Annotated in this window: 19 protein-coding genes; 15 read left to right on the plus strand and 4 right to left on the minus strand. The window is 64.4% G+C overall.

What is annotated here, in order from left to right; genetic code table 11:
- Positions 1–26 precede the first annotated feature (26 nt).
- The 5 genes from WIR04_RS13960 (at position 27) to WIR04_RS13980 (ending at position 5,093) form a co-directional block, all read left to right on the plus strand.
- Positions 27–785 (plus strand): ATP-dependent zinc protease, encoded by a 759-nt coding sequence (locus WIR04_RS13960; protein ID WP_025326342.1) that lies wholly within the window; start codon positions 27–29, stop codon positions 783–785.
- A 3-nt stretch (positions 786–788) separates the two neighbouring features.
- Positions 789–2,327 carry an inactive transglutaminase family protein gene (locus WIR04_RS13965; RefSeq protein WP_106887394.1) on the plus strand — a complete coding sequence of 513 codons (1,539 nt, stop codon included), beginning with the start codon at positions 789–791 and terminating at the stop codon, positions 2,325–2,327.
- 3 nt (positions 2,328–2,330) lie between these two features.
- Positions 2,331–3,296: an alpha-L-glutamate ligase-like protein gene (locus WIR04_RS13970; protein WP_025326340.1), complete on the plus strand. Its 966-nt coding sequence runs from the start codon at positions 2,331–2,333 to the stop codon at positions 3,294–3,296.
- Between the two features lie 315 nt (positions 3,297–3,611).
- On the plus strand, positions 3,612–4,526 hold the full coding sequence (locus WIR04_RS13975) for a hydrogen peroxide-inducible genes activator (RefSeq protein ID WP_338887709.1): 915 nt from the start codon (positions 3,612–3,614) through the stop codon (positions 4,524–4,526).
- Positions 4,527–4,643: 117 nt separating this feature from the next.
- Positions 4,644–5,093: a C40 family peptidase gene (locus tag WIR04_RS13980; RefSeq protein WP_025326338.1), complete on the plus strand. Its 450-nt coding sequence runs from the start codon at positions 4,644–4,646 to the stop codon at positions 5,091–5,093.
- Between the two features lie 57 nt (positions 5,094–5,150).
- Here WIR04_RS13980 and WIR04_RS13985 read toward each other — a convergent pair whose 3' ends face one another.
- Positions 5,151–5,444, minus strand: coding sequence for a hypothetical protein (locus tag WIR04_RS13985; RefSeq protein WP_338887712.1), 294 nt, complete (start codon positions 5,442–5,444; stop codon positions 5,151–5,153).
- 212 nt (positions 5,445–5,656) lie between these two features.
- On the opposite strand from WIR04_RS13985, the gene WIR04_RS13990 reads away from it, so the two are divergent.
- The 4 genes from WIR04_RS13990 to WIR04_RS14005 are packed head-to-tail and all read left to right on the plus strand — an operon-like array spanning position 5,657 to position 9,384.
- Entirely contained in the window at positions 5,657–7,084 is a 1,428-nt protein-coding gene (locus WIR04_RS13990; protein ID WP_338887714.1) for a coniferyl aldehyde dehydrogenase, read from the plus strand.
- Between the two features lie 8 nt (positions 7,085–7,092).
- Entirely contained in the window at positions 7,093–7,683 is a 591-nt protein-coding gene (locus WIR04_RS13995; protein ID WP_262109144.1) for a TetR/AcrR family transcriptional regulator, read from the plus strand.
- Complete coding sequence (locus WIR04_RS14000) at positions 7,673–8,182, plus strand: hypothetical protein (RefSeq protein WP_338887717.1); 510 nt, start codon at positions 7,673–7,675, stop codon at positions 8,180–8,182. Before WIR04_RS13995 ends, WIR04_RS14000 begins: the two co-directional genes overlap by 11 nt.
- Positions 8,183–8,199: 17 nt before the next feature.
- Positions 8,200–9,384 carry an iron-containing alcohol dehydrogenase gene (locus WIR04_RS14005; RefSeq protein WP_338887719.1) on the plus strand — a complete coding sequence of 395 codons (1,185 nt, stop codon included), beginning with the start codon at positions 8,200–8,202 and terminating at the stop codon, positions 9,382–9,384.
- A 39-nt stretch (positions 9,385–9,423) separates the two neighbouring features.
- Here WIR04_RS14005 and cysM read toward each other — a convergent pair whose 3' ends face one another.
- On the minus strand, positions 9,424–10,326 hold the full coding sequence (gene cysM, locus WIR04_RS14010; RefSeq protein ID WP_338887721.1) for a cysteine synthase CysM: 903 nt from the start codon (positions 10,324–10,326) through the stop codon (positions 9,424–9,426).
- Positions 10,327–10,472: 146 nt separating this feature from the next.
- Between cysM and WIR04_RS14015 the strand changes: the two genes are divergently transcribed.
- From WIR04_RS14015 to WIR04_RS14040, 6 genes are all read left to right on the plus strand, one after another.
- Positions 10,473–10,730, plus strand: coding sequence for a GNAT family N-acetyltransferase (locus WIR04_RS14015; RefSeq protein ID WP_338887724.1), 258 nt, complete (start codon positions 10,473–10,475; stop codon positions 10,728–10,730).
- Positions 10,720–11,319, plus strand: a complete 600-nt coding sequence (locus WIR04_RS14020) for a nucleotidyltransferase family protein (RefSeq protein ID WP_338887726.1) — start codon at positions 10,720–10,722, stop codon at positions 11,317–11,319. The genes WIR04_RS14015 and WIR04_RS14020 overlap by 11 nt, the downstream gene beginning before the upstream one ends.
- 70 nt (positions 11,320–11,389) lie before the next feature.
- Complete coding sequence (locus WIR04_RS14025; RefSeq protein WP_338887728.1) at positions 11,390–13,213, plus strand: SulP family inorganic anion transporter; 1,824 nt, start codon at positions 11,390–11,392, stop codon at positions 13,211–13,213.
- Positions 13,214–13,351: 138 nt separating this feature from the next.
- Positions 13,352–14,698, plus strand: a complete 1,347-nt coding sequence (locus WIR04_RS14030; RefSeq protein WP_338887730.1) for an MATE family efflux transporter — start codon at positions 13,352–13,354, stop codon at positions 14,696–14,698.
- Positions 14,699–14,709: 11 nt separating this feature from the next.
- Positions 14,710–15,300 carry a hypothetical protein gene (locus WIR04_RS14035; protein WP_338887732.1) on the plus strand — a complete coding sequence of 197 codons (591 nt, stop codon included), beginning with the start codon at positions 14,710–14,712 and terminating at the stop codon, positions 15,298–15,300.
- Positions 15,301–15,575: 275 nt separating this feature from the next.
- Positions 15,576–15,791, plus strand: coding sequence for a YdcH family protein (locus WIR04_RS14040; RefSeq protein ID WP_005313020.1), 216 nt, complete (start codon positions 15,576–15,578; stop codon positions 15,789–15,791).
- 162 nt (positions 15,792–15,953) lie between these two features.
- Here WIR04_RS14040 and nifJ read toward each other — a convergent pair whose 3' ends face one another.
- On the minus strand, positions 15,954–19,559 hold the full coding sequence (nifJ, locus tag WIR04_RS14045) for a pyruvate:ferredoxin (flavodoxin) oxidoreductase (protein WP_338887734.1): 3,606 nt from the start codon (positions 19,557–19,559) through the stop codon (positions 15,954–15,956).
- Positions 19,556–21,202: an NAD(P)-binding protein gene (locus WIR04_RS14050; RefSeq protein WP_338887736.1), complete on the minus strand. Its 1,647-nt coding sequence runs from the start codon at positions 21,200–21,202 to the stop codon at positions 19,556–19,558. Before WIR04_RS14050 ends, nifJ begins: the two co-directional genes overlap by 4 nt.
- Positions 21,203–21,253: the final 51 nt, after the last annotated feature.

Genomic DNA, 21,253 nt, shown 5'->3' on the forward strand with positions numbered 1-21,253 from the left:
ATGACATGAAAAGCAAATTAAAAGGAATGACCCTGCTCTCCCTGCTCAGTCTCGGCGGGTGTGTCAGTATGGAAAAAGCGCCCCCTGTCCCGACCCTGACGCTGGCGGAGCTTCGCAACGAGATAAGCTTGAGCGAGCAACGCCTGCAAACATCCATGGAACAGCAACAGAAGCAGTATGTGCAGCAACAGCACCTGCTGGTTCAGCTCAACACCGATGTCACCAACATGAAAGAGTCCGTGAAGAAAGTCGACAGCAAGCTGGCAACCTTGCCACCCGAGCCCCCCAAGCCCATGGCCATCCCGACCGAGAAGTGCCCGGCCCCGAGCCAGGGCCACACGGTCGACGGCAAGCTGCTGGTGGGTGAAGCCGAGTGGATCTGGGTCGATGCCGCCAACGATGCCTTCCAGGCACGGGTCGATACCGGCGCCACCACCTCCTCCATCAGCGCCCAGGAGATCACCATCTTCGAGCGCAACGGCAAGAACTGGGTGCGCTTCTTCCTGAGCCACCAGGAGATGGATGACAAGATCCAGATCGAGGCGCCGCTGGTGCGTCACGTGCGGGTGCGTCAGGCTTCTGCCGACGACCTCGACCGCCGTCCCGTGGTGCGCCTCACAGTGCGCATCGGCGACATGACCGAGAAGGCCGAGTTTACCCTCAAAGATCGCAGCGACATGACCTTCCCCGTGCTGCTGGGTCGTGAATTCTTGAAAGACATCGCCGTGGTCGACGTGGCCCGCGAGTATATCCAACCAAAACCCAAGCTCAAGGATGTAAAATAATCCATGGTTTCCCGTAAGCCGTTCTATCTGCTGGTCGCCCTGCTGTTCATTGTCGGCCTGGGAATGACGTTTTATCACCATGTCGCCCTGGACGTGCCCCTCACGCCCGGTGAAAAACGTCAGATCTGGTCTATCGAAGCCAAGCTCGAGTTCGAGGCGACCGGCGAGCCGGTGATCGCCTCCCTGGCCATTCCGGGCACCCAGCCCGGCTTCACCCTGATGAACGAGAATGCCGCGAGCCCGGGCTACGGCCTGTCGTTTGTGGAAAAAGACGGGGATGCCCGCGCCGAGTGGTCCATCCGCAGCGCCTCCGGCCGCCAGGAGCTCTACTACCGGGTCGACATGATGGCGGATGCCCATGCCAAGCCCGCCGCCAACCCCCTGCCGCCCGCCATCGAGAAGCAGATCGAGAGTGAGCCCTACGCCACCGCGATGAAGCAGATCCTCGAGCGCGCCCAGGAGCGTTCCGCCGACGGCTACACCCTGACCCGCGAGATCATCAAGGAGATCGAGAAGCAGGAACAGAACGCCGAGCTGCTCAAATCCCACAAGAGCCGCGCCAGCCTGATCGCCGAGCTGCTCAACAACGCCGAGGTGCCGGCGCGCGTGGTGCACGCCCTGAGCCTGGAAGACGGCCGCCGTCGTCAGGAGCTGGTGGACTACCTGCAGGTGTTCAACAGCCCGACCGACTACAAGCTGTTCAACCCCCAGACCGGCGAACAGGGACAACCGGGTAACCTGCTGCTGTGGGAATACAACTCCGGCGCCCTGCTGGACGTCACCGGCGGTCACAACTCCCGCGTCACCTTCTCGATGATCGAGCAGGAGCAACCGGTGAACGTGGCCCTGGCGCAGAAGTTCGAGAAGTCCGAGATGATGAACTTCTCCATCCACAGCCTGCCACTGGAAGAGCAGGCCCTGTTCAAGGGGCTGCTGCTGATCCCCATCGGCGTGCTGATGGTGGTGTTCCTGCGGGTTCTGGTGGGGATCAAGACCTCCGGCACCTTTATGCCGGTGCTGATCGCGGTCGCCTTCATCCAGACTTCCCTGGTCACCGGTCTCATCGGCTTCCTGCTGATCGTCGGCACCGGCCTGGTGATCCGCTCCTACCTGTCGCGGCTCAACCTGCTGCTGGTGGCGCGAATATCGGCGATCATCATCATGGTGATCTCGATGATCGGCATCTTCTCCGCCTTTGCCTTCAAGCTAGGGCTGACCGACGGCATGAAGATCACCTTCTTCCCGATGATCATCCTCTCCTGGACCATAGAGCGGATGTCCATCCTGTGGGAAGAAGAGGGCCCCAAAGAGGTGTTCCGTCAGGGTGGCGGCTCCCTGCTGGTGGCGGTCATCGCCTACCTGGCCATGGACAACGAGCTCATTCGTCACCTCACCTTCAACTTCCTCGGCCTGCAACTGGTGCTGATGGCGACCGTGCTGGTGATGGGTAACTACACCGGCTACAAGCTGAGCGAGCTCAAGCGCTTCAAGCCGCTGGTGGACGAAATGAAGTCCGGTGCCACCCCGGGTAAGGACAAGTAACAGATGTGGTTCTGGCAGAAATACACCAGCCCGTGGAGCCTGTCCCAAGCAGGCATCCTCGGCATGAACAAACGCAACCACTCCTACATCAGCCGCTACAACCCGCGTCGTCTCTACCCGCTGGTGGATGACAAGCTCAAGACCAAGCGCATAGCGCTGGATGCGGGGGTGACGGTGCCCGAACTCATCGGCACCATCCGCGAGCAGCACGACGTGACCCGTATCACCGAGCTGGTGAAGGATTGGCCGGGCTTCTGCATCAAGCCGGCCCGCGGCTCGGGGGGCAAGGGGATACTGGTGATCCTGCGCCAGGAAGAGGGCAGCTTCTACAAGCCCAACGGCAGCGCCTGCAACGGCCAGGATCTGGAGCGTCATGTCTCCAACATACTGGCGGGCCTCTATTCCCTCGGCGGCAAGCCCGACGTGGCGCTGGTGGAAGGCCTCATCAACTTCGATGACGTCTTCGACGGCTACTCCTTCGAAGGGGTCCCCGATGCCCGGGTGATCATCTTCAAGGGCTTCCCGGTGATGGCCATGATGCGCCTCTCCACCTCGGCCTCGGACGGCAAGGCGAACCTGCACCAGGGTGCTGTGGGCGTGGGTCTGTGCCTGCGCACCGGTCGTGCCCTGCGGGCGGTGCAGTTTGGCAACCCGCTGCGCCACCACCCGGACACCGGCCTGGATCTCTACGATCTCAAGGTGCCCCACTGGGATACCCTGCTGACCCTGGCCGCCTCCTGCTACGAGATGTCGGGTCTGGGCTACATCGGCACCGACATGGTGCTCGACAAGTTCCGCGGCCCCATGCTGCTGGAGCTCAACGCCCGTCCCGGTCTCGCCATCCAGATAGCCAACGGTCGCGGCCTGGTGCCCAATCTCAAGACCATAGAGAAGCTGGGTCAGGTCAAGATGAACGTGGAGCAGCGGGTCAACTTCGCCAAGGATCACTTCGGTATCTTCGACGAATAGCCTGCCCTCACTCCTGCAAAAACGCGCCAACAGGCGCGTTTTTTTATGGCCGGCCATGGGCGGCCCCGGAAGACGCCGGGGAAGGCCGATCCCCGTCACATCCCATGGCAACCCCCCTTCAACGGGCTGGCACAAGGGGATAAGCTCCCATGGCAGTTGTTGTAGCGACAGGCAGGTGGATGGCGGGCCTATCCCCCCCTCTCCTGCCCCGCAATGCACAGACCCTGCCAGGAGGGCGCCTAATCTCGGCGACAAAGCAGTCTCTCGATGGTAGATTAATCAAATCAAATAGATAGCATCGATCGGGTTTCCCCTATGCAACGTTGGCCCAGCCTGAAACAGCTGCAGTATCTGGTCGCTCTGGACGAGCACAAGAATTTCAATCGCGCCGCCAAGGCCTGTCATGTCAGCCAGTCCACCCTGAGTACCGGGATCCAGACCCTGGAGGACATGATGAACCTGCAACTGGTGGAGCGTGACCACAAGAGCTTCATCATGACGCCGGTCGGCATGGAGATAGTGGCGCGGGCGCGCAACCTGCTCTCCGACGCCCGGGATCTGATGGAGCTCGGCCAGCAGCAGGGAGGCGTCATGCACGGCACCGTCCGCCTGGGTTGCATCCCCACCATAGCCCCCTTCCTGCTCAGCAAGCTGCTGCAGGTGTGCGGCAAGGCCTATCCGGAGCTGGAGCTGCTGCTGCGGGAAGACACCACCACCAACCTGCTCAAGCAGCTGGAGCAGGGGCAGCTCGACTTGCTGATCCTGGCCCTGCCGGTGGAGATAGGCGGCTTTCACAGCAAGACGGTGGGGCAAGATCCCTTCCACATGGTGATGCCGTCAAATATGGCTGCCACTCTGCACATGCCGTTCGACTACAAGGAGCTGCCCAATCAGAGCATCTTCCTGCTGGAGCGGGAACACTGCCTGACCGAGCACGCGGTGAGCGCCTGCCGGCTGCGGGACAAGAGCAAGATCAACCCCTTCGCCGCCACCAGTCTGCACACCCTGGTGCAGATGGTGGGCGCTGGCCTTGGCACCACCTTCCTGCCCCAGATGGCCATAGATGCGGGCATCCTCGACAACTCGGATCTGGTGGCCATCCCCCTGCCCGGGGAGAAGCCCTATCGGGAGATTGGCCTGGTATGGCGCCCCAGCACCACCCGGGTGCAGACCTTCTACAAGATTGCCGAGCTGCTCACGCCGCTGATAAGCCCCAAGGCAGCGGACTGACGACTGGCTTGCAGGGGGCCCTATCTCTGCCCTCTGCAAGTTTTTATGCTATCGCTGTTCAGGTTCCAGGCAGGAACATCGTCTATGATGAATCCCGTGCCCTATCAAGGAGTTGAGATGTTTCGCACCTTGCTTCCGCCCCTGCTGGCCCTGCTTGTCGTCGCCTGCTCCAGTACCCCGGAGCCGCCCCCTCCTGCCCGCCAGGCCAGTGCCTTCGACGGCTTCTATCAGCAGTGGCGCGGCGTCCCCTATCGCATGGGCGGCACCAATCGCGCCGGCCTCGACTGCTCCGCCTTCACCCAGCTTGCCTACCAGCAGGTGCTGGGCTTCACCCTGCCCCGCACTACCGAGTCCCAGGCCAGTCTCGGCAGGCCGGTGGACAGATACCGGTTGCAGCACGGGGATCTGGTGTTCTTCAAGACCGGCTGGCAGCAGTACCACGTCGGCGTCTATACCGGTGCCGGTGAGTTCATTCATGCCTCCACCAGCAAGGGGGTGATCCGCTCGCGCCTCGACAACGTCTACTGGAACAGCCGCTACTGGCAGGCCCGTCGCCTGACCCAGTAGCCGCCACCAACGAAGAAGGCCCCGAGGGGCCTTCTTCTTTATGTGCCGCGCAGAGGCTCAGTGCTTGCGGTGCCAGCGGGGCGAGGTGGCCCGCTCGCCCCAGGGGGTCACGCAGGGCAGCAGGGCCCCTTCGATCAGCCGTTCGCTTTCTGCCAGCGCCTCGGCAATCTTCTCGTGGAGCAGCCTCAGCAGGTTTTTGTCCTGCTCCGCCAGGGAGTGACCCGCAGCGAAATACTCGCGCTGATGTTGCAGCGCCAGCTTCTGGGCAAATTCATAGGTGTTGAAACTGTCCGGCATGCGCTCGATCACATCGTCCAGCCGGGCCAGCAGGCTGTGCAATTCCCTGGTCATGTGCTGCTCTCCATTTGAGTTGATGATTGAAAACTACCCCTTATTGGATAATTCACCAATCGAGATACCCCCAAACTGTGTGGCCGAGCACAGTTCCATCGGAGAACCCACTCATCCGCCCTTGCTCTGGCACGCCCTTGTTTACAAGCTGGCAACAAGCCGGTAGGCTTAGACCGACTAATCAGTCGGTCAGTTTTTGTGCGGAGCATGCCATGGAAGCCATACGAACAGAGTCCCCAGACAAGTTCTCCCTGCCCGAGCAGGTGAACCGCCTCAAGCAGGCCTGTCAGGCCCATCCCATGCCGAGCCTGGAGCAGCGTCGCAACCGGCTGAGCGCACTCAAGGGGGCTCTGCTCGCCCACAAGCAGGCGCTCTGCGACGCCCTGGCCCTGGACTATGGCCAGCGCAGCGACTACGACAGCCTGGTCGCCGACATACTGCCCTGCGTCATGCAGATCAACTACAGCCTGAAACGGCTCAAGGGCTGGATGAGGCCAGCACGGCGCCACCCCGGCCTGCTGCTGGCCCCCGCCAGGGTCGAGGTGCACTATCAGCCTCTGGGCGTCATCGGCATCATGGTGCCCTGGAACTTCCCGGTGATGCTGAGTCTGGGGCCCCTCATCGGCGCCATCGCCGCCGGCAACAGAGCCATGATCAAGCTCTCGGAGTTCACCCCCCATACCAATGCCCTGTTGCGCACCCTGCTGGCCCAGGTGTTTGGGGATGACGAGGTGGTGGTCATCGAGGGGGACGCGGGACTCGCGGCCGCCTTCAGCACCCTCCCCTTCGATCATCTGCTGTTCACCGGCTCCACTGCGGTGGGCAGGCTGGTGATGGCCGCCGCCGCCCCCCAGCTCACCCCCCTCACCCTGGAGCTCGGTGGCAAGAGCCCCTGCCTCATCGCCCCCGACATGCCGCTGCCCCTGGCGGTGGAGCGGATGATCTTCGGCAAGAGCCTCAACGCCGGCCAGATCTGCGTGGCCCCGGACTATGTGCTGCTGCCACGGGGGCAGGAGCAGTCCTTTATCGAGGCCTACCAGGCGCACTTTCACCGCCTCTATCCCAAGGGGCTGGAAAGCCCGGATTACGGCTCCATCATCAACGGGGCCCAGTACGAGCGACTCACCGCCTGGCTGGCGGAGGCGAAGCAGGCGGGCGCCCAGGTGCACCCTTGCGCCTCGCCGGCCCGGGATGACGGTGCCCACCGCCTGGTGCCCCACCTGCTGACCGAGGTGCCCGGCCACTGCCAGCTGATGCAGCAGGAGATCTTCGGCCCCCTGCTCCCCCTGGTGCCCTATGACAGCATCGAGGAGGCCATTGCCTATGTGGCGGCCCGGCCACGCCCGCTGGCGTTCTATCTGATGAGCCTGGATCCGGCGCTGCAGAGCCGCCTCATCCGGGAGACCCACGCCGGTGGCATGGCCATCAACGAGTGCCTGTTCCAGGTGGCGGCGGACGACGCCCCCTTCGGCGGCATAGGCCCCTCCGGCATGGGTCACTACCACGGCCACGAGGGCTTTCTCACCTTCTCCAAGGCGAAAACCGTGCTGCGCCGCGGCCGTTTCAGCGCCGGAACCCTGATCCACCCCCCTTATCGGCGCTGGTACCAGCGGCTGATGATGGCCCTGTTCCTGCGCTAGGAGGCAGCATGAGCGAACCCATGACAGACAAACGCCGCCAGATCCTGGATGCCGCCCTCGCCCTGTGCGCCGAGGATGGCCTGCAGGGGGCCGCCACCGCCCGCATCGCCCGGGCGGCCGGGGTGGCCAACGGCACCCTGTTTCACCACTTTCCCAGCAAGGAGCTGCTGATCCAATGCCTCTACCAGGACGTCAAGCTGCGCCTTGGCGCCGCCATCAGCGAGGCGGATCCGGCCCTGCCCCTCAGGGAGCAGGCGCGCCACTACTGGCGTCAGGCGATGAGCTGGATGCAGGCCCATCCCCACGAACTCAAGTTCGTGCTGGGCTTCTTCCACTCCCCCTTGCTGGCCAGATCCCTGCGCAGCCAGATCCTGGGGGAGACACTGCGCTTCCTGCCGCGCCTGCTGAGCCAGGGTCAGGCCAGCGGCGAGCTGATGCAGGCGCCTCCCGTCCTGATGCTGGAGGTGTGCCAGAGCCAGTTTCTGGCCTGCGCCTCGCTCTTTGTCGACCAACCCGAGCTCGGGGAGGATCCCCACTGGCAGGCCAGCGCCTTCGCCCTCTTCTGGTCCGCCATCGCAGGAGGCCCTCATGACGCTTGATCCCCTGCTCGCCACCGGCAGGCGCCTCTGGATAGGGAGCCTGCTCTGGATCATCGGCCGCACCCTGTGCCGCGCCGCCCGGGTCGATGAGGCGGTGCGCCGGGAGCTGGCCCCCCTGCCGGAGGGGCTCTGTATCCGGCTGGAGGTGCATGGGCTGCCTCATGGGCTGAGCCTGCACAAGAGGGCCGGGCGCTGGCGCTGCGGCCCCGCACCACGAGGGGCAACAAGCCCTCATCTGCTGCGCGTCTGCTTCAAGCACCCCGCCATCGCCTTTCGCGCCCTCAGCTTTCGCCTCGGCATCAATCAGGCCTTCTGCAAGAACCGGCTGCTGGTGGAGGGGGATCTCAGTGCGGCCATGCACCTGGTGCGGGCGCTGGAGCAGCTGCAAGCCCTGATCCTGCCCGCCTTCATCGCACGGCCCCTGCTGCGCCACTACCCGAGCCCGCGCCACAAGCTGGCGCGAGCCTGCCACATCTACCTGGGTCTGCTGACCGGTTGAAGAGAAGGATGAACACCATGAGCCGTTATTACGATTTCTTCTGTCCGGTCAGGTTGATGGCGGGGGAGCAGGCGCTGGAGCAACTTCCGGACGAGCTGATGGCACTGGGGGCGCGCCGTCCGCTGCTGCTCACCGACAAGGGAGTCGGCGGCAGCGGGCTCGCCACCCTGCTGGCCAATGTGCTGGCGGAGGGGGGCCTGCCGGTGGCCGCCATCTGGGACCAGATCCCCGCCGACTCCTCCACCGCCGTGGTGGAGCGCATCGCCGCCCGCTGGCGGGAATTGGGCTGTGACAGCCTGGTGGCACTGGGGGGCGGCTCCGTCATCGACACCGCCAAGGCGGTCAACATCCTGGTCACCCTGGGCGGGGAGCGGCTGCTGGATCACGCGGGGGCCGGCTGCCTGACCCGGCCCCTCAAGCCGCTGGCGGTGGTGCCCACCACGGCGGGTACCGGATCGGAGGTGACCCTGGTGGCGGTGATCCGGGACGAGGGGAGCGGGCGCAAGGTGCCCTTCACCTCCCCCTTCCTGCTGCCCCAGCTGGCGGTGCTGGACCCGCGCCTCACCCAGGGGCTGCCGCTGCCCATCACGGCCGCCACCGCCATGGACGCCATGACCCACGCCATCGAGGCCTTCATCGGCAACGGCAAGAACCCGGTCAGCGACGCCCTGGCCCTGATGGCGGTGGAGAAGATAGCCGATGCTCTGCCCAGGGTGCTGCTGGCCCCCGAGGACAAGGCCCTGCGGCTGCAACTGGCGGAGGGCTCCACCCTGGCGGGCATGGCCTTTTCCAACTCCATGGTGGGGCTGGTGCACGCCCTCGGCCACAGCCTGGGGGCCCGCTGCCACCTGCCCCACGGCCTGTGCATGAACCTCTTTCTGCCCACGGTGCTCGACTACAACAGGCCCCAGATAGACCCTGAGCTGGCCCGCCTGCTGCTGCCCCTGGCAGGGCCGGAGCGCTTCGCGGCCACCCCACAGGCCCTGCGCCCCCAGGCGGCCCTGGATACACTCTGCGCCCTGCGGGACAGTCTCTGGCAGGCGGTGGGGCTGCCGCGCACCCTGGCGGAAGCCGGAGTGACGGACAGAGCCGTGCTCAAGGATATCCGGGATCTCGCCATCAACGACGGTGCCCTGCTCTACAACCGCAAGGATGCGGACAGGGAACAGCTGCTGGCGCTGCTGGAGCAGGTATGGGAATGACCCCAGGAGAAGGCCCGCAAGGGGCCGGGGGTCGCAGGATCAGATGGGCGGAGTGAAGACCCCGGTGGAGAGATAGCGATCCCCCCGATCGCAGATGATGGCCACCACCACCCCTTGGCTCAGCTCGGCCGCTACCCGCAGGGCACCGGCCACGGCGCCCCCCGAGCTGACCCCGCAGCAGATCCCCTCTTCCCGCGCCAGCCGGCGCATGGTGGTGAGCGCCTCTTCCTGGGTCACATCCAGCACCCGATCGACCCTTTGTGGCTCGAAGATGGCGGGCATATAGGCGGCGGGCCAGCGGCGAATGCCCGGGATCTGGCTCCCCTCTGCCGGTTGCAGGCCAATCACCTCTACCGCCGGATTCTGCTCCTTGAGGTAGCGGGAGACCCCCATGATGGTGCCCGTGGTGCCCATGGCCGAGACGAAGTGAGTGATTGCCCCCTCGCTCTGGCACCAGATCTCCGGGCCGGTGGAGAGGTAGTGGGCATCCGGGTTGGCCGGATTGTTGAACTGATCGAGCACCAGCCCCTCGCCGCGAGCCTGCATGGCGAGCGCCAGGTCCCGCGCGGCTTCCATGCCCTCTTCCACCAGCACCAGCTCGGCGCCGTAGGCCTGCATGGCGTCGCGCCGCTCCTGGCTCATGTTGCTGGGCATGACGAGGCGCATCCTGTACCCCCGGGCCGCCGCCACCATGGCCAGCGCTATGCCGGTATTGCCCGAGGTGGCCTCGATAAGCCGCGCTCCTGGCCCTAAGTGACCACTCGCCTCCGCCGCCCGGATGAGGTTCAGGGCCGGCCTGTCCTTGACCGAGCCGCCGGGGTTGTTGCCCTCCAGCTTCACCAGCAGGGTCACCTCGGGATAGGGGTTGATGCGGTGCAGGCGCAGCAACGGGGTATTGCCAATGAGATCTTCCAGGGTGGCGAAGGCCATAACGGGATCCATCCTCTGCTAACTGTTCTATACCTTGCCTGACGAGCCGCTCGCAGGCCGGTCAGTGTAAGCGAGCATCCGCGGCCCGCAAAGAGCACTGTTGGCAAAGTCCGGCCAGCATGCTCTGATACCCCTTCCCCACCCTTTGAGGAGCCTCCATGAGCGACATTCTTCATCAGGCCGACCAGCAGCAGTTCATCTGCGTGGTGGACGGCAAGACCTCTCGCCTCAGCTATCGCTGGCTGGATGCGGGCACTGTCGATGCCTTCAGCACCCAGGTGCCGTCAGAGCTGAGGGGACAGGGCATTGCCGACAAACTGGCGCGCAGCTTCTACGACTGGTGCCAGACAGAGGGGCTCACCATAGTGCCGAGCTGCAGCTACATAGACGTCTGGCTGCGCCGTCATGGGGGCTGAGACGCTCCCCGAGTGCGCCAGCCTGGCCGACGAGCGCCGGTTGCAGGCCCGCACAGAGGCCCTGCTGCGGGCCGATCCCCTGCGCATGGCCTGCCTCTGGGCGGCGCGGGAGCTGGCCTTGCCGGACTGGGCGCTGGGGGCCGGCTTTGTGCGCAACCTCATCTGGGATCACCTGCACCACAAGACCGAGCCCACTCCCCTCAACGACATAGATCTTATCTATCTGGATCCATGCGACCCGGAAGGTGCGGGCGAACGGGAGCACGAAGCCTGGCTCGCCGTCAGGGTGCCGGGCCAGCATTGGGAGGTGCGCAACCAGGCGCGTATGCATATGCGCCAGCGAGTGGCGCCCTTTACCAGCTCTCTGGCGGCATTGAGCCATTGGGTGGAAGTGCCCACCTGCATAGGGGTGCGTCTGGGGGCGGACGACGAGTTCGAATGGCTGGCCCCCTACGGCCTTGGCCACAACTGGTCCCTGCAGGTGAGTGCCAATCCGCGCTGCCGGCAGGAGAGCCGGATCTTCATCGACAGGATCAGGGACAAGCGGTGGCAGATCATCTGGCCTGATCTGGTGGTGAACTGGCCATAACCCGATTGCAATGTTTCGATAACCTTGGGCACACTAAGGAAAAGCTGTTTATAACTCAATGGGTTAAATAATGCGCGACTTCTTCTCTCTCGAACGCTGGCTGCCGGGCCTCGCCGCCCTGCTGCAATATCAGCGGGCCTGGCTGATGCCGGATCTTCGCGCTGGCCTCTCGGTGGCAGCCGTGGCCTTGCCCGTTGCCATCGCCTATGCGGAGCTCGCCGGAGTGGGCGCCATCGTCGGCCTCTACTCCTGCATACTGCCCATGGTGGTCTACGCCCTCTTTGGCACCTCCCGCCAGCTCATCGTCGGCCCGGACGCCGCCACCTGCGCCGTCATTGCCGCCGTGGTGACGCCGCTCGCCGCCGGTGATCCCACCCGTCAGTGGCAACTGGTGATGACCATGACCGCCATGACCGGCTTCTGGTGCCTCATCGCCAGCCGCTTCAAGCTGGGAGTGCTGGCGGACTTTCTCTCCCGCCCGATACTGATGGGCCTGCTCAATGGGGTGGCCATCACCATCATGGTGGGTCAGCTCTCCAAGATCTTCGGCTTCACCTTCAGCGAGCGCTATCTCATCGAGCGGATCTTGAACGGCACCGACTACCTTACCCAGACCCATCTGCCGACCCTGGCCATGAGTCTGACCGCCCTGCTCACCCTGTTGCTGGCCAAGCGCTACAGGCCATCCTGGCCCTCCTCCATGGTGGCCATGGTGGTGACGGCGGCCCTGGTGTGGGCCCTCAATCTCGGCCAGTTCGATATCGCCACCCTGGGGGCCGTGGGCTCGGGCCTGCCCGCCTTCCAGATGCCGGAGTTCCCCCCCGGCCTGATGCGCGAACTGGTACTGCCGGCGCTCAACCTCGCCATGGTGAGCTTCGTCTCCATGATGCTCACCGCCCGCAGCTTCGCCGCCAAGAACGGCTACGAAATCGATGCGGACAAGGAGTTTCGGGCCCTTGGCATGGCGAACCTGGCCTCTGCGGTCTCTCAGGGCTTTGCCATCAGCGGCGCGGATTCACGCACCGCGGTCAACGACGCCAACGGCGGCAAGAGCCAGCTGGTCTCCATCATAGCCGCGGCGGTGATCGCCCTCATCACCTTCTACCTGACGGCGCCGCTGCAATACATCCCCACCGCCGCCCTCGGGGTGGTGCTGGTGATGGCCTCCCTGTCGCTCACCGATTTTCGCGGCCTCTGGGCCCTGCGCGACTCGGACCGCGCCGCCTTCTGGCTGGCGCTCATCACCTTCGTCAGCGTGCTGGCCATGGGGGTGATCCCGGGGATCACCCTCGCCGTCCTGCTGGGCCTGTTCCAGTTCCTGCGCAACGTGATGCGCCCCACCGATCAGCTGCTCGGCATGGATGACGAGGGGTTGGTGCGTACCCTGGGGGACAACGAGCAGGCCAAGGCCATCCCCGGCATCCTGGTCTATCGCTTCAACTCGCCGCTCACCTACTTCAACGCCCCCTACTTCAAGCGGCGGGTGCTGGCGCTGCTGGTGCAGGATCCCTACAATCCCAAGTGCCTGGTGGTGGACGCGGTGGCCTGCTTCACCCATCAGGACATCAGCGTGATGAGCATGGTGGGGGAGCTGCACAAGGAGCTCAGGCGCCGTGGCATCCACATGGTGATGGCCGGCCGTCACGGTCAGATGACCCAGTGGCTCAAGCAGGCGGGGATCCGGATCGGAGACGAGGGGGTCATCCTCAGTCCCGACATGTATCAGGCCCTGCGCATGACCCGCTGCTACCGGGAGCCGGTGTTCAAGGATGACGAGGTGGTGGAGAGCACCACTGATACCCTGCTCTCCCGCTGGCCTCAGGACGACGAGCTGCCCGACTCGGCGCGCCTCACCCGTCCCTGCGAGCAGGAAGCGGGCGCAACCCCGGTCTGACAGCGTCCCCAGGCGAGAGGGTGCCGGGCCAACCCGGCCCCTCTTTGCTCAGGGCAGGATTGCACCCCGCACCCGCTTGGTGTTAAATGCCCGTCCAGATGGCGCTGACGAGCGCCATCCCCAGTATTTGGACATCCCATGCAGACTCAATCCCACGCGGGCCCGGGCACCCTCTTCGCCCTGACCTGGCCACTGTTCATCGATCTCGCCCTGCACTTCCTGACCGGGGCCCTCAACACCTTCATGGTGGGTCACGTCTCCTATCAGGGGGTGGCGGCACTGGCGGTCGGCAACCAGGTGTTCGATCTCGCCATCACCCTGTTCAGCTTCGTCAGCATAGGCACCAGCGTGGTGATCACCCAGTATCTGGGGGCGGGGGATAGGGAGAAGGCGCGCGTGGTCATCCACACCGCCATCGGCTTCAACCTGCTGGTGGGGCTGGTGGCCGCGGTCGGCGTCATGGCCGGTGCCGGCACCATGCTGGCGCTGATGAACCTGCCCACCCACCTGATGGGGGATGCCACCCTTTACTTGCAGATCATCGGCCTCTGCCTGCTGCCGGAGGCGGCGGCCCTCTGCCTGGCCGCCACCCTGCGCGCCCATGGCCACACCCGTCAGGCCATGTACGTGACCCTGATCGTCAACCTCATCACCTTCGTCGGCAACCTGCTGCTGCTCTATGGCTGGTTCGGCCTGCCTCAGCTCGGGGTCGCCGGGGTCGCCATCAGCACTGTTGCCGGGCGCATCGTCGGCGTGGTGCTGCTGGTGTGGCTGGTGGCGCGCAAGACCGGCATCCGGCTGCGGCTGCCGGAGATCCTCCGGCCAAGCAAGGTCATGCTGGACAAGGTGCTGCATATCGGCCTGCCGGCGGCGGGGGAGAACCTCTCCTGGATGCTGCAGTTCATGGTGGTGACGGCCTTCGTCGGCCTGCTCGGCGACAAGGCACTGGCGACCCAGTCCTACTTCTTCCAGATCTGCCTGTTCATCCTGCTGTTCGGCCTCTCCATCGGCCTTGGCAACGAGATCATCATCGGCCACCTGGCGGGGGCCCGTCGCTTCGAGCAGGCCTATCGCCAGCTCATCAAGAGCCTCAAGCTCGGCCTCATCGTCACCAGCCTGATTGCCATAGCCGCGGCTCTGAACGGACGCGCCATCATCAGCCTGTTCACCGACGATGCAGACATCATCACCCAGGTGGCGCAGCTCTTCCTCATCAGCCTCATCCTCGAACCCGGCCGCACCTTCAACCTGGTGGTGATCAACGCCCTGCGCGCCACCGGGGATGCCCGTTTCCCGCTCTACATGGCGCTCGTCTCCATGTGGGGCATTGCCGTTCCCCTCGCCTATTTCCTTGGTATCATGCAGGGCTATGGCCTGGTAGGCATCTGGTTGGCGCTGGCCTGCGACGAGTGGGTACGGGGTCTGGCCATGTTCTGGCGCTGGCGCAGTCGTCGCTGGCAAAACAAAATTCTTGTCGAAACATAAGCGGAATCACAATGAAGAAAATCGGACTCTTGTTGGCGGCCATCCTGCTCAGCCCGCTCGCCATGGCACAAACCGCGCCGGCGGCCCCCAAGGCGCAAGCCCCCCAGACCTGGTACGTGGCCCCCATCGTCATCGACCAGACCAGCGAGGCGCAGAAGGCCCTGACCAAGGACTTCATGGCCCAGATGATCAAGACCATCAAGATCAACGAGTACCAGACCGGCAAGGCGGTGGGCAAGCACAAGGATCCCAAGTGGCTGATCCGCACCAAGCTGATGCCCGCAAGCACCGAACCCCTGGTCGGCAAGAAACACCCCCAGGGCCTCACCTACGGCAAGGGCATCCCCACCCAGGAGATAGTCGGCGAGCTCATCATGAACGGCACCCTGGTGGCCCATGTTGGCCAGGGCTGGCGTGAGCCCATAGTTCCCGGCACCCCGGTGGCCGAGAAGATCACCATCGCCAACTACCAGTACGCCATCGGCAACGAGGCCAAGGCCCCGGATCTGGAAGAGCTGGCGGCCCAGATAGGCTTCGAGGTGGGCAAGGTCATCGCACGTGACGGCAAGGCGCTGCCAGAGAAGAAAAAGAAAAAAGAGTAAAGACGACACTGGTTTTCAGGAAGGGGCCCGGCGCCCCTTCTTGCTGCCCGCCTGCCGTCATCACAGCGTCACAACTGTGAACAGGATCCCAGTTCCCTCCTCTCTGCCCTCCTCATAAATCACTTATCTTCTTGTGATTCAATCAGTTAAAAATCATCCGCCAGATGCAGCAAATCCGTTGCCCCAAATTGGATCAGGATCACATTTATCTCCAGGGGGAAGGGGTAGTTTGAAGGTCAAGGCACAATCAAACGACACCAAGGAGGCTCCATTACATGTTCCCTGAGTACAGAGATCTCATCTCGAAACTGAAGAGCAGTGATGTCCATTTCCAAAAGAAGTTTGACTTGCACAACGACCTGGATGCGGAGATCAGGAAGCTGGAAAAACATCACGCCAGCGATTACAGCTCCGAGGTGAAGGATCTGAAAAAACAGAAACTTAAACTGAAAGAGGAGATATACGACATCCTCAAACAACATCCACACTAGACGCCTCGACGAATTGCCCGGATAAGCAACTTATCCCCCAGCCCGGCTTAAAGCCGGGCTTTTTATTGGCCGCTCACGACGGTGCGGGGCCACTCCCCCTTTGACATCGGTATAAAGAAGCGGGCCAATGGCCCGCTTGGTTATATTTCACTCATCCCATCCTCACACCGGCGGATGGAACTGGCTGGCTTCGCGGGTGGCCATCTCCTCGTAGGTGGCCCACCTTTGCCAGACCACCTGCTGCGCCACCTGCATCAGCCGTTCAGCTTCCTGTGGATGGCTCTGGGCCAGCACCTGGTAGCGGTTCTCCTCTGCCCTGTACTCGGCGAGCGGAATCGAAGGGCGCAGGCTGTCGAGGCTGAAGGGGTTCTGCCCCGCATGGCGCAATACCGGGTTGTAGCGCAGCAGCGGCCAGTGACCGGAGGCGACGGCGCGTTTCTGCTGGGTCAGGCCCAGCTCCATATCGATGCCGTGGGCGATACAGTGGCTGTAGGCGATGATAAGCGACGGGCCCGGATAGGCCTCCGCCTCACGCAAGGCTTGCAGCGCCTGCTGCGGGTTAGCACCAAAGGCGATGCGGGCAACATAGACGTTACCGTAAGAGATGGCCTGCAACGCCACATCCTTCTTGGCCAGCGTCTTGCCCCCCGCCGCGAACTTGGCGACGGCACCGAGCGGGGTCGATTTCGACATCTGACCGCCGGTGTTGGAGTAGACCTCGGTATCCATCACCAGCACGTTCACATCGCGCCCGGAAGCGAGCACATGATCGAGCCCCGATGAGCCGATGTCATAGGCCCAGCCATCGCCGCCGATGATCCAGACCGAGCGGCGCACCAGTTGATCGATAAGCGACAGCAGCTCGCGGGCCTTGCCGGATTTTACCTCCTCCAACCGCTCCCGCACTTGCGCCACCCGGGTGCGCTGGGCACGGATCTCCGACTCCAGCCGCTGCGGGGCGCTAATCAGGGTATCGACCAGCTCTGCGCCCAGCTCCCCCTTCATCGCTTCGAGGGCTGCCACCGCCTGACCGTGATGCTGATCGGCGGTGAGACGGAAACCAAAGCCAAACTCGGCGTTGTCCTCGAACAGGGAGTTCGACCAGGCCGGCCCCTTCCCTTCGCCATTCTTGGCCCACGGGGTAGTCGGCAGGTTGCCGCCGTAGATGGAGGAGCAACCGGTGGCGTTGGCCACCAGCATGCGGTCACCAAACAGCTGGGTCAGCAGCTTGAGATAGGGGGTCTCGCCACAACCGGCGCAAGCACCGGAGAACTCGAACAGGGGTTCGAGGAACTGGGCACCGCGCACCGTGGAGAAATCCACCCGCTCGCGGGCAGGCCACGGCAGGCTTTCGAACCAGCGCAGTGCCTGTTTCTGGCCAGCGAGGTGTGGCGCCTTGTCCATCATGGTGATGGCGCGCTCGCCTTCATGGCTTTCTCCTTCTGCGTTCTCGCCTTGATGGCGGGCATCCGCCCCAGCCCGCACCGGACAGGCCTGCACACACTGACCGCAGCCGGTGCAATCTTCCGGATAGAGCTGCAATGTGTAGCGGCTGTCAGGGAAGCCCTTGGCGGTGACGGGTACCGATTGGGCTGCCTCGGGGGCGGTCGCCAACCAGTCCTGATGGTAGAACTTGGCCCGCAGCGCCGCGTGGGGGCAAACAAAGACGCAGTTGCCGCACTGGATACAGATATCGGAGTGCCAAATCGGGATCTCGCGGGCTATATCGCGCTTCTCGAAGCGACTGGTGGCGGTGGGGTAAGTGCCATCCACCGGCAACATGGAGACGGGGATCAGATCGCCGCGCCCCGCCAGCATCTCGCCAGTGACCCGCTGGACAAAGTCGCTGCCGCCCGGCGCCAGTGGCAGTGGGTAGTCGCTGATCTGCTCGTCACCGGCCGGGATCGCCACCTTGCAGAGGTGAGCCAGGGTATCGTCCACCGCCGCGAAGTTGCGCGCCACCACCTCCGGCCCCTTGCGGGCATAGCTCTTCTCGATGCTCTCCTTGATCAGCGCAATGGCCTCGTCCCGTGGCAGCACCCCGGCCAGCGCGAAGAAGCAGGTCTGCATGATGGTGTTGATGCGATTGCCCATGCCGTTTTGCTCGGCCACCCGATCGCCGTCGATGCAGTAGAGCCGAATATTGAGGGCGCGGATACGGGCGCGCAGCCGCTCGGGCAACTGGCCCCACACCTTGTCAGCCTCATAGGGGGCATTGAGCAGCAGGGTCGCCCCTTCGGCGGCGTGTTCCAGCAAGTCCACCGATTCGGTGAAGCTCCACTGGTGGCAGCCGATGAAGCTCGCCTGCTCGATAAGCCAGGGAGCATCGATGGGCTCGGGGCCAAAGCGCAGGTGGGAGACGGTGCGCGAGCCCGACTTCTTGGAGTCGTAGACGAAGTAGCCCTGAGCGTGGAACCCCTCCAGCTCGCCGATGATCTTGATGCTGTTCTTGTTGGCGCCCACCGTGCCGTCGGCACCCAGGCCGAAGAACAGAGCCCGCACCCGGCTAGGAGGCTCCAGATCGCCGATGAGGTGCCAGGCCAGACTGAGGCCAGACACATCATCCACGATCCCCACGGTGAAACGCGGGCGCGGCGCATCGGATGCCAGCTCCTCGAACACGGCGGCGCACATGGCGGGGGTGAACTCTTTGGAAGAGAGGCCATAGCGACCGCCACTGAGCCAGGGCAGGCGCTTGATAAGGCCCCGCTGCAAGCCGTCGATCAGCGCGCTCTGCACATCCAGCAGCAGCGGCTCGCCGCCGGCCCCCGGCTCCTTGGTGCGATCCAGCACCGCCATGCGCCGCACGCTCCTGGGCAGGGCATCCAGCAGCGCCTGCACCGGGAAGGGACGATAGAGGCGCACCACCAGGACCCCTGTCTTGCGATCCTGCTGGTTGAGCCAATCCACGGTAGTGCGTGCCGTGGCCGCCCCCGACCCCATCAGCACTATGACGTCGGTGGCATCGGCTGCGCCGTGATACTCCACCAGCCGGTAGTGGCGGCCGGTGAGGGATCCCAGCTTGTCCATACACTGCTGCACCCGCGCCGGCACCGCCTCGTAGAAGGGGTTGACGCTCTCGCGGGACTGGAAATAGGTATCGGGGTTCTGGGCCGTGCCGCGCATCACCGGATGATCCGGGTTGAGCGCCCGGGCCCTGTGGGCCCGCACCCAGTCGTTGTCGATAAGGGCGCGAATTTCATCCTGATGCAGGGCCGTGATCTTGTTCACCTCGTGGGAAGTGCGAAAGCCGTCGAAGAAGTGGATGAAGGGCACCCGGCACTGCAGGGTGACGCTGTGGGCGACCAGCGCCAAGTCCTGCGCCTCCTGCACAGAGCCGGAGGCGAGCATGGCAAAGCCGGTGCTGCGCGCCGCCATCACGTCCTGATGGTCGCCAAAAATCGAGAGACCCTGCGCCGCCAAGGATCGGGCCGCCACATGGAACACGGCAGCGGTCAATTCCCCGGCGATCTTGTACATGTTGGGCAGCATCAGCATCAGCCCCTGACTGGCGGTGAAGGTGGTGGCGAGCGCCCCCGCCTGCAGGGCGCCGTGCACAGTCCCGGCTGCCCCCCCTTCACTCTGCATCTCCACCACTGTGGGGATGTTGCCCCACAGGTTGGTCTGCCCCTCCGCCGCCCAGGCGTCGGCCAGTTCGGCCATGGTCGAGGAGGGGGTGATGGGATAGATGGCGCACACTTCGCTCAGCTGGTACGCCACCCGAGCCGCGGCTTCGTTGCCATCGACCATGATCAGTTCGTGTTTCATTGGGACTCCTCCGGTTGGCGCAGCGCTATGGCGTGACAAGGGCACTGGTCGTGACAGGCTCCGCAGCCGGTGCAGCGCGCCGCATCCACCCGATAGCCCTTGCCCGGCCCCAGCTTCTCGATGGCCTGCTCGGGGCAGCTGCCGTAGCAGCCGTCGCACTCGAAGCAGTTGCCGCAGGAGTAGCAGCGCGCCGCCTCGTAGCGTGCCGCCGTCTCATCAAGGCCACCTATGATCTCGCCAAAGTCGTCCCGTGCCCACGCCGGTTTGACCGGCTGGCTGCTGGCAGGGGCGTGAGTCTGGAACCAGAGTTGCAGCTGCTCAGGCCCCACCAATGGATAGGAGAGCGGTTTGTGGTAGTGGCGACCGCGCAGCCAGGCATCCATATGGCGCGCCGCCTTCTTGCCGTGACCAGTGGCGATGGTGACGGTGCGCTCGGAGGGCACCATGTCGCCGCCGGCAAATAGACCGGGCACATCCGTCATCAGGTTGCCCGCCACCTGCACCACCCCCTCCTGGCTGACCCGCACGCCGGGAATGCTCTCCAGCACGCTCAAGTCCACCTCCTGACCGAGCGCCAGGATGAGGGAGTCCGCCTCCAGGATTTCGAACTGGCCGGTGGGCACCGGCTTGCCCTGCTCATCCAGCGCAATCACCTCCACCTCAATGCTGGTGCTGTCGAGCTGGCGAATGCTGCGCAGCCAGTTGATCTTGATCCCCTCCTCCTCGGCCTCAAGGGCCTCGAAGGCGTGGGCCGGCATATGATCCCGGTCGCGGCGATAGATGATCATCGCCTCCTCCACCCCGAGGCGACGGGCGGTGCGGGCCGCGTCCATGGCGGTGTTGCCGCCGCCGTAGATAGCCACCCGTCGTCCCAGTCTGGGGGGCGGCAAGCCCTGCTCTTCGGCCAGACTGGCCTGCTCGAGGAAACTCACCGCATCGAGGATCTTGCCCGCTTCCCGGGCCGGAATGTCGACCCGCTTGGCCAGATGGGCGCCGATGGCCATGAAGACGGCGTCAAAGCCACCCTGGTCACGCTCGCGCAGCACATCCTCCACCTTGTGGTTGAGGGTGAGGGTCACACCAGCGGCCAGGATACGGGCGACTTCCCTGTCCAGCACCTCGCGGGGCAGCCGGTAAGCGGGAATACCAAAGCGCAGCATGCCGCCGGCCAGTGGCCCCGCCTCTCGGATCTCAACCTGATGGCCGAGCCGGTTGAGGTGCCAGGCGCAGGAGAGGCCGGAGGGACCGGCGCCGATCACCAGCACCTTCTTGCCGCTGGCAGGGGCAGGCGACGCAGGCTGCCAGCCACGGGCCAGCGCCTCGTCGCCGAGGAAACGTTCGATGGCGTGGATGGAAACGGCATCGTCTACCTGGGCGCGGTTGCAGGCGCTCTCGCAGGGGTGATAGCAGACCCGGCCATGGACGGCGGGCAAGGGATTCTCTTCGATGAGTCGCTGCCAGGCTGCCTCGAAGCGGCCCGCTTCGGCCAGGGCAAGCCAGGCCTGGATATTCTCGCCGGCCGGACAGGCGTGATGGCAGGGGGGCAGGGCCGGCTGCCAGACGGGCAGTCGGGTACGCACCGGGCCCGTCCCCGTTTTCAGGGAGAGATCCGGCTGTGGGGTCATATCCAGTTGTTTGCTCATACATTGCTTTCTTCTTTTTGTGTGACAGGCCCCATCCGAATGCACTTGATA

It is taken from the genome of Aeromonas rivipollensis (assembly GCF_037811135.1).
GTDB classification, from domain to species: Bacteria; Pseudomonadota; Gammaproteobacteria; order Enterobacterales; family Aeromonadaceae; genus Aeromonas; species Aeromonas rivipollensis.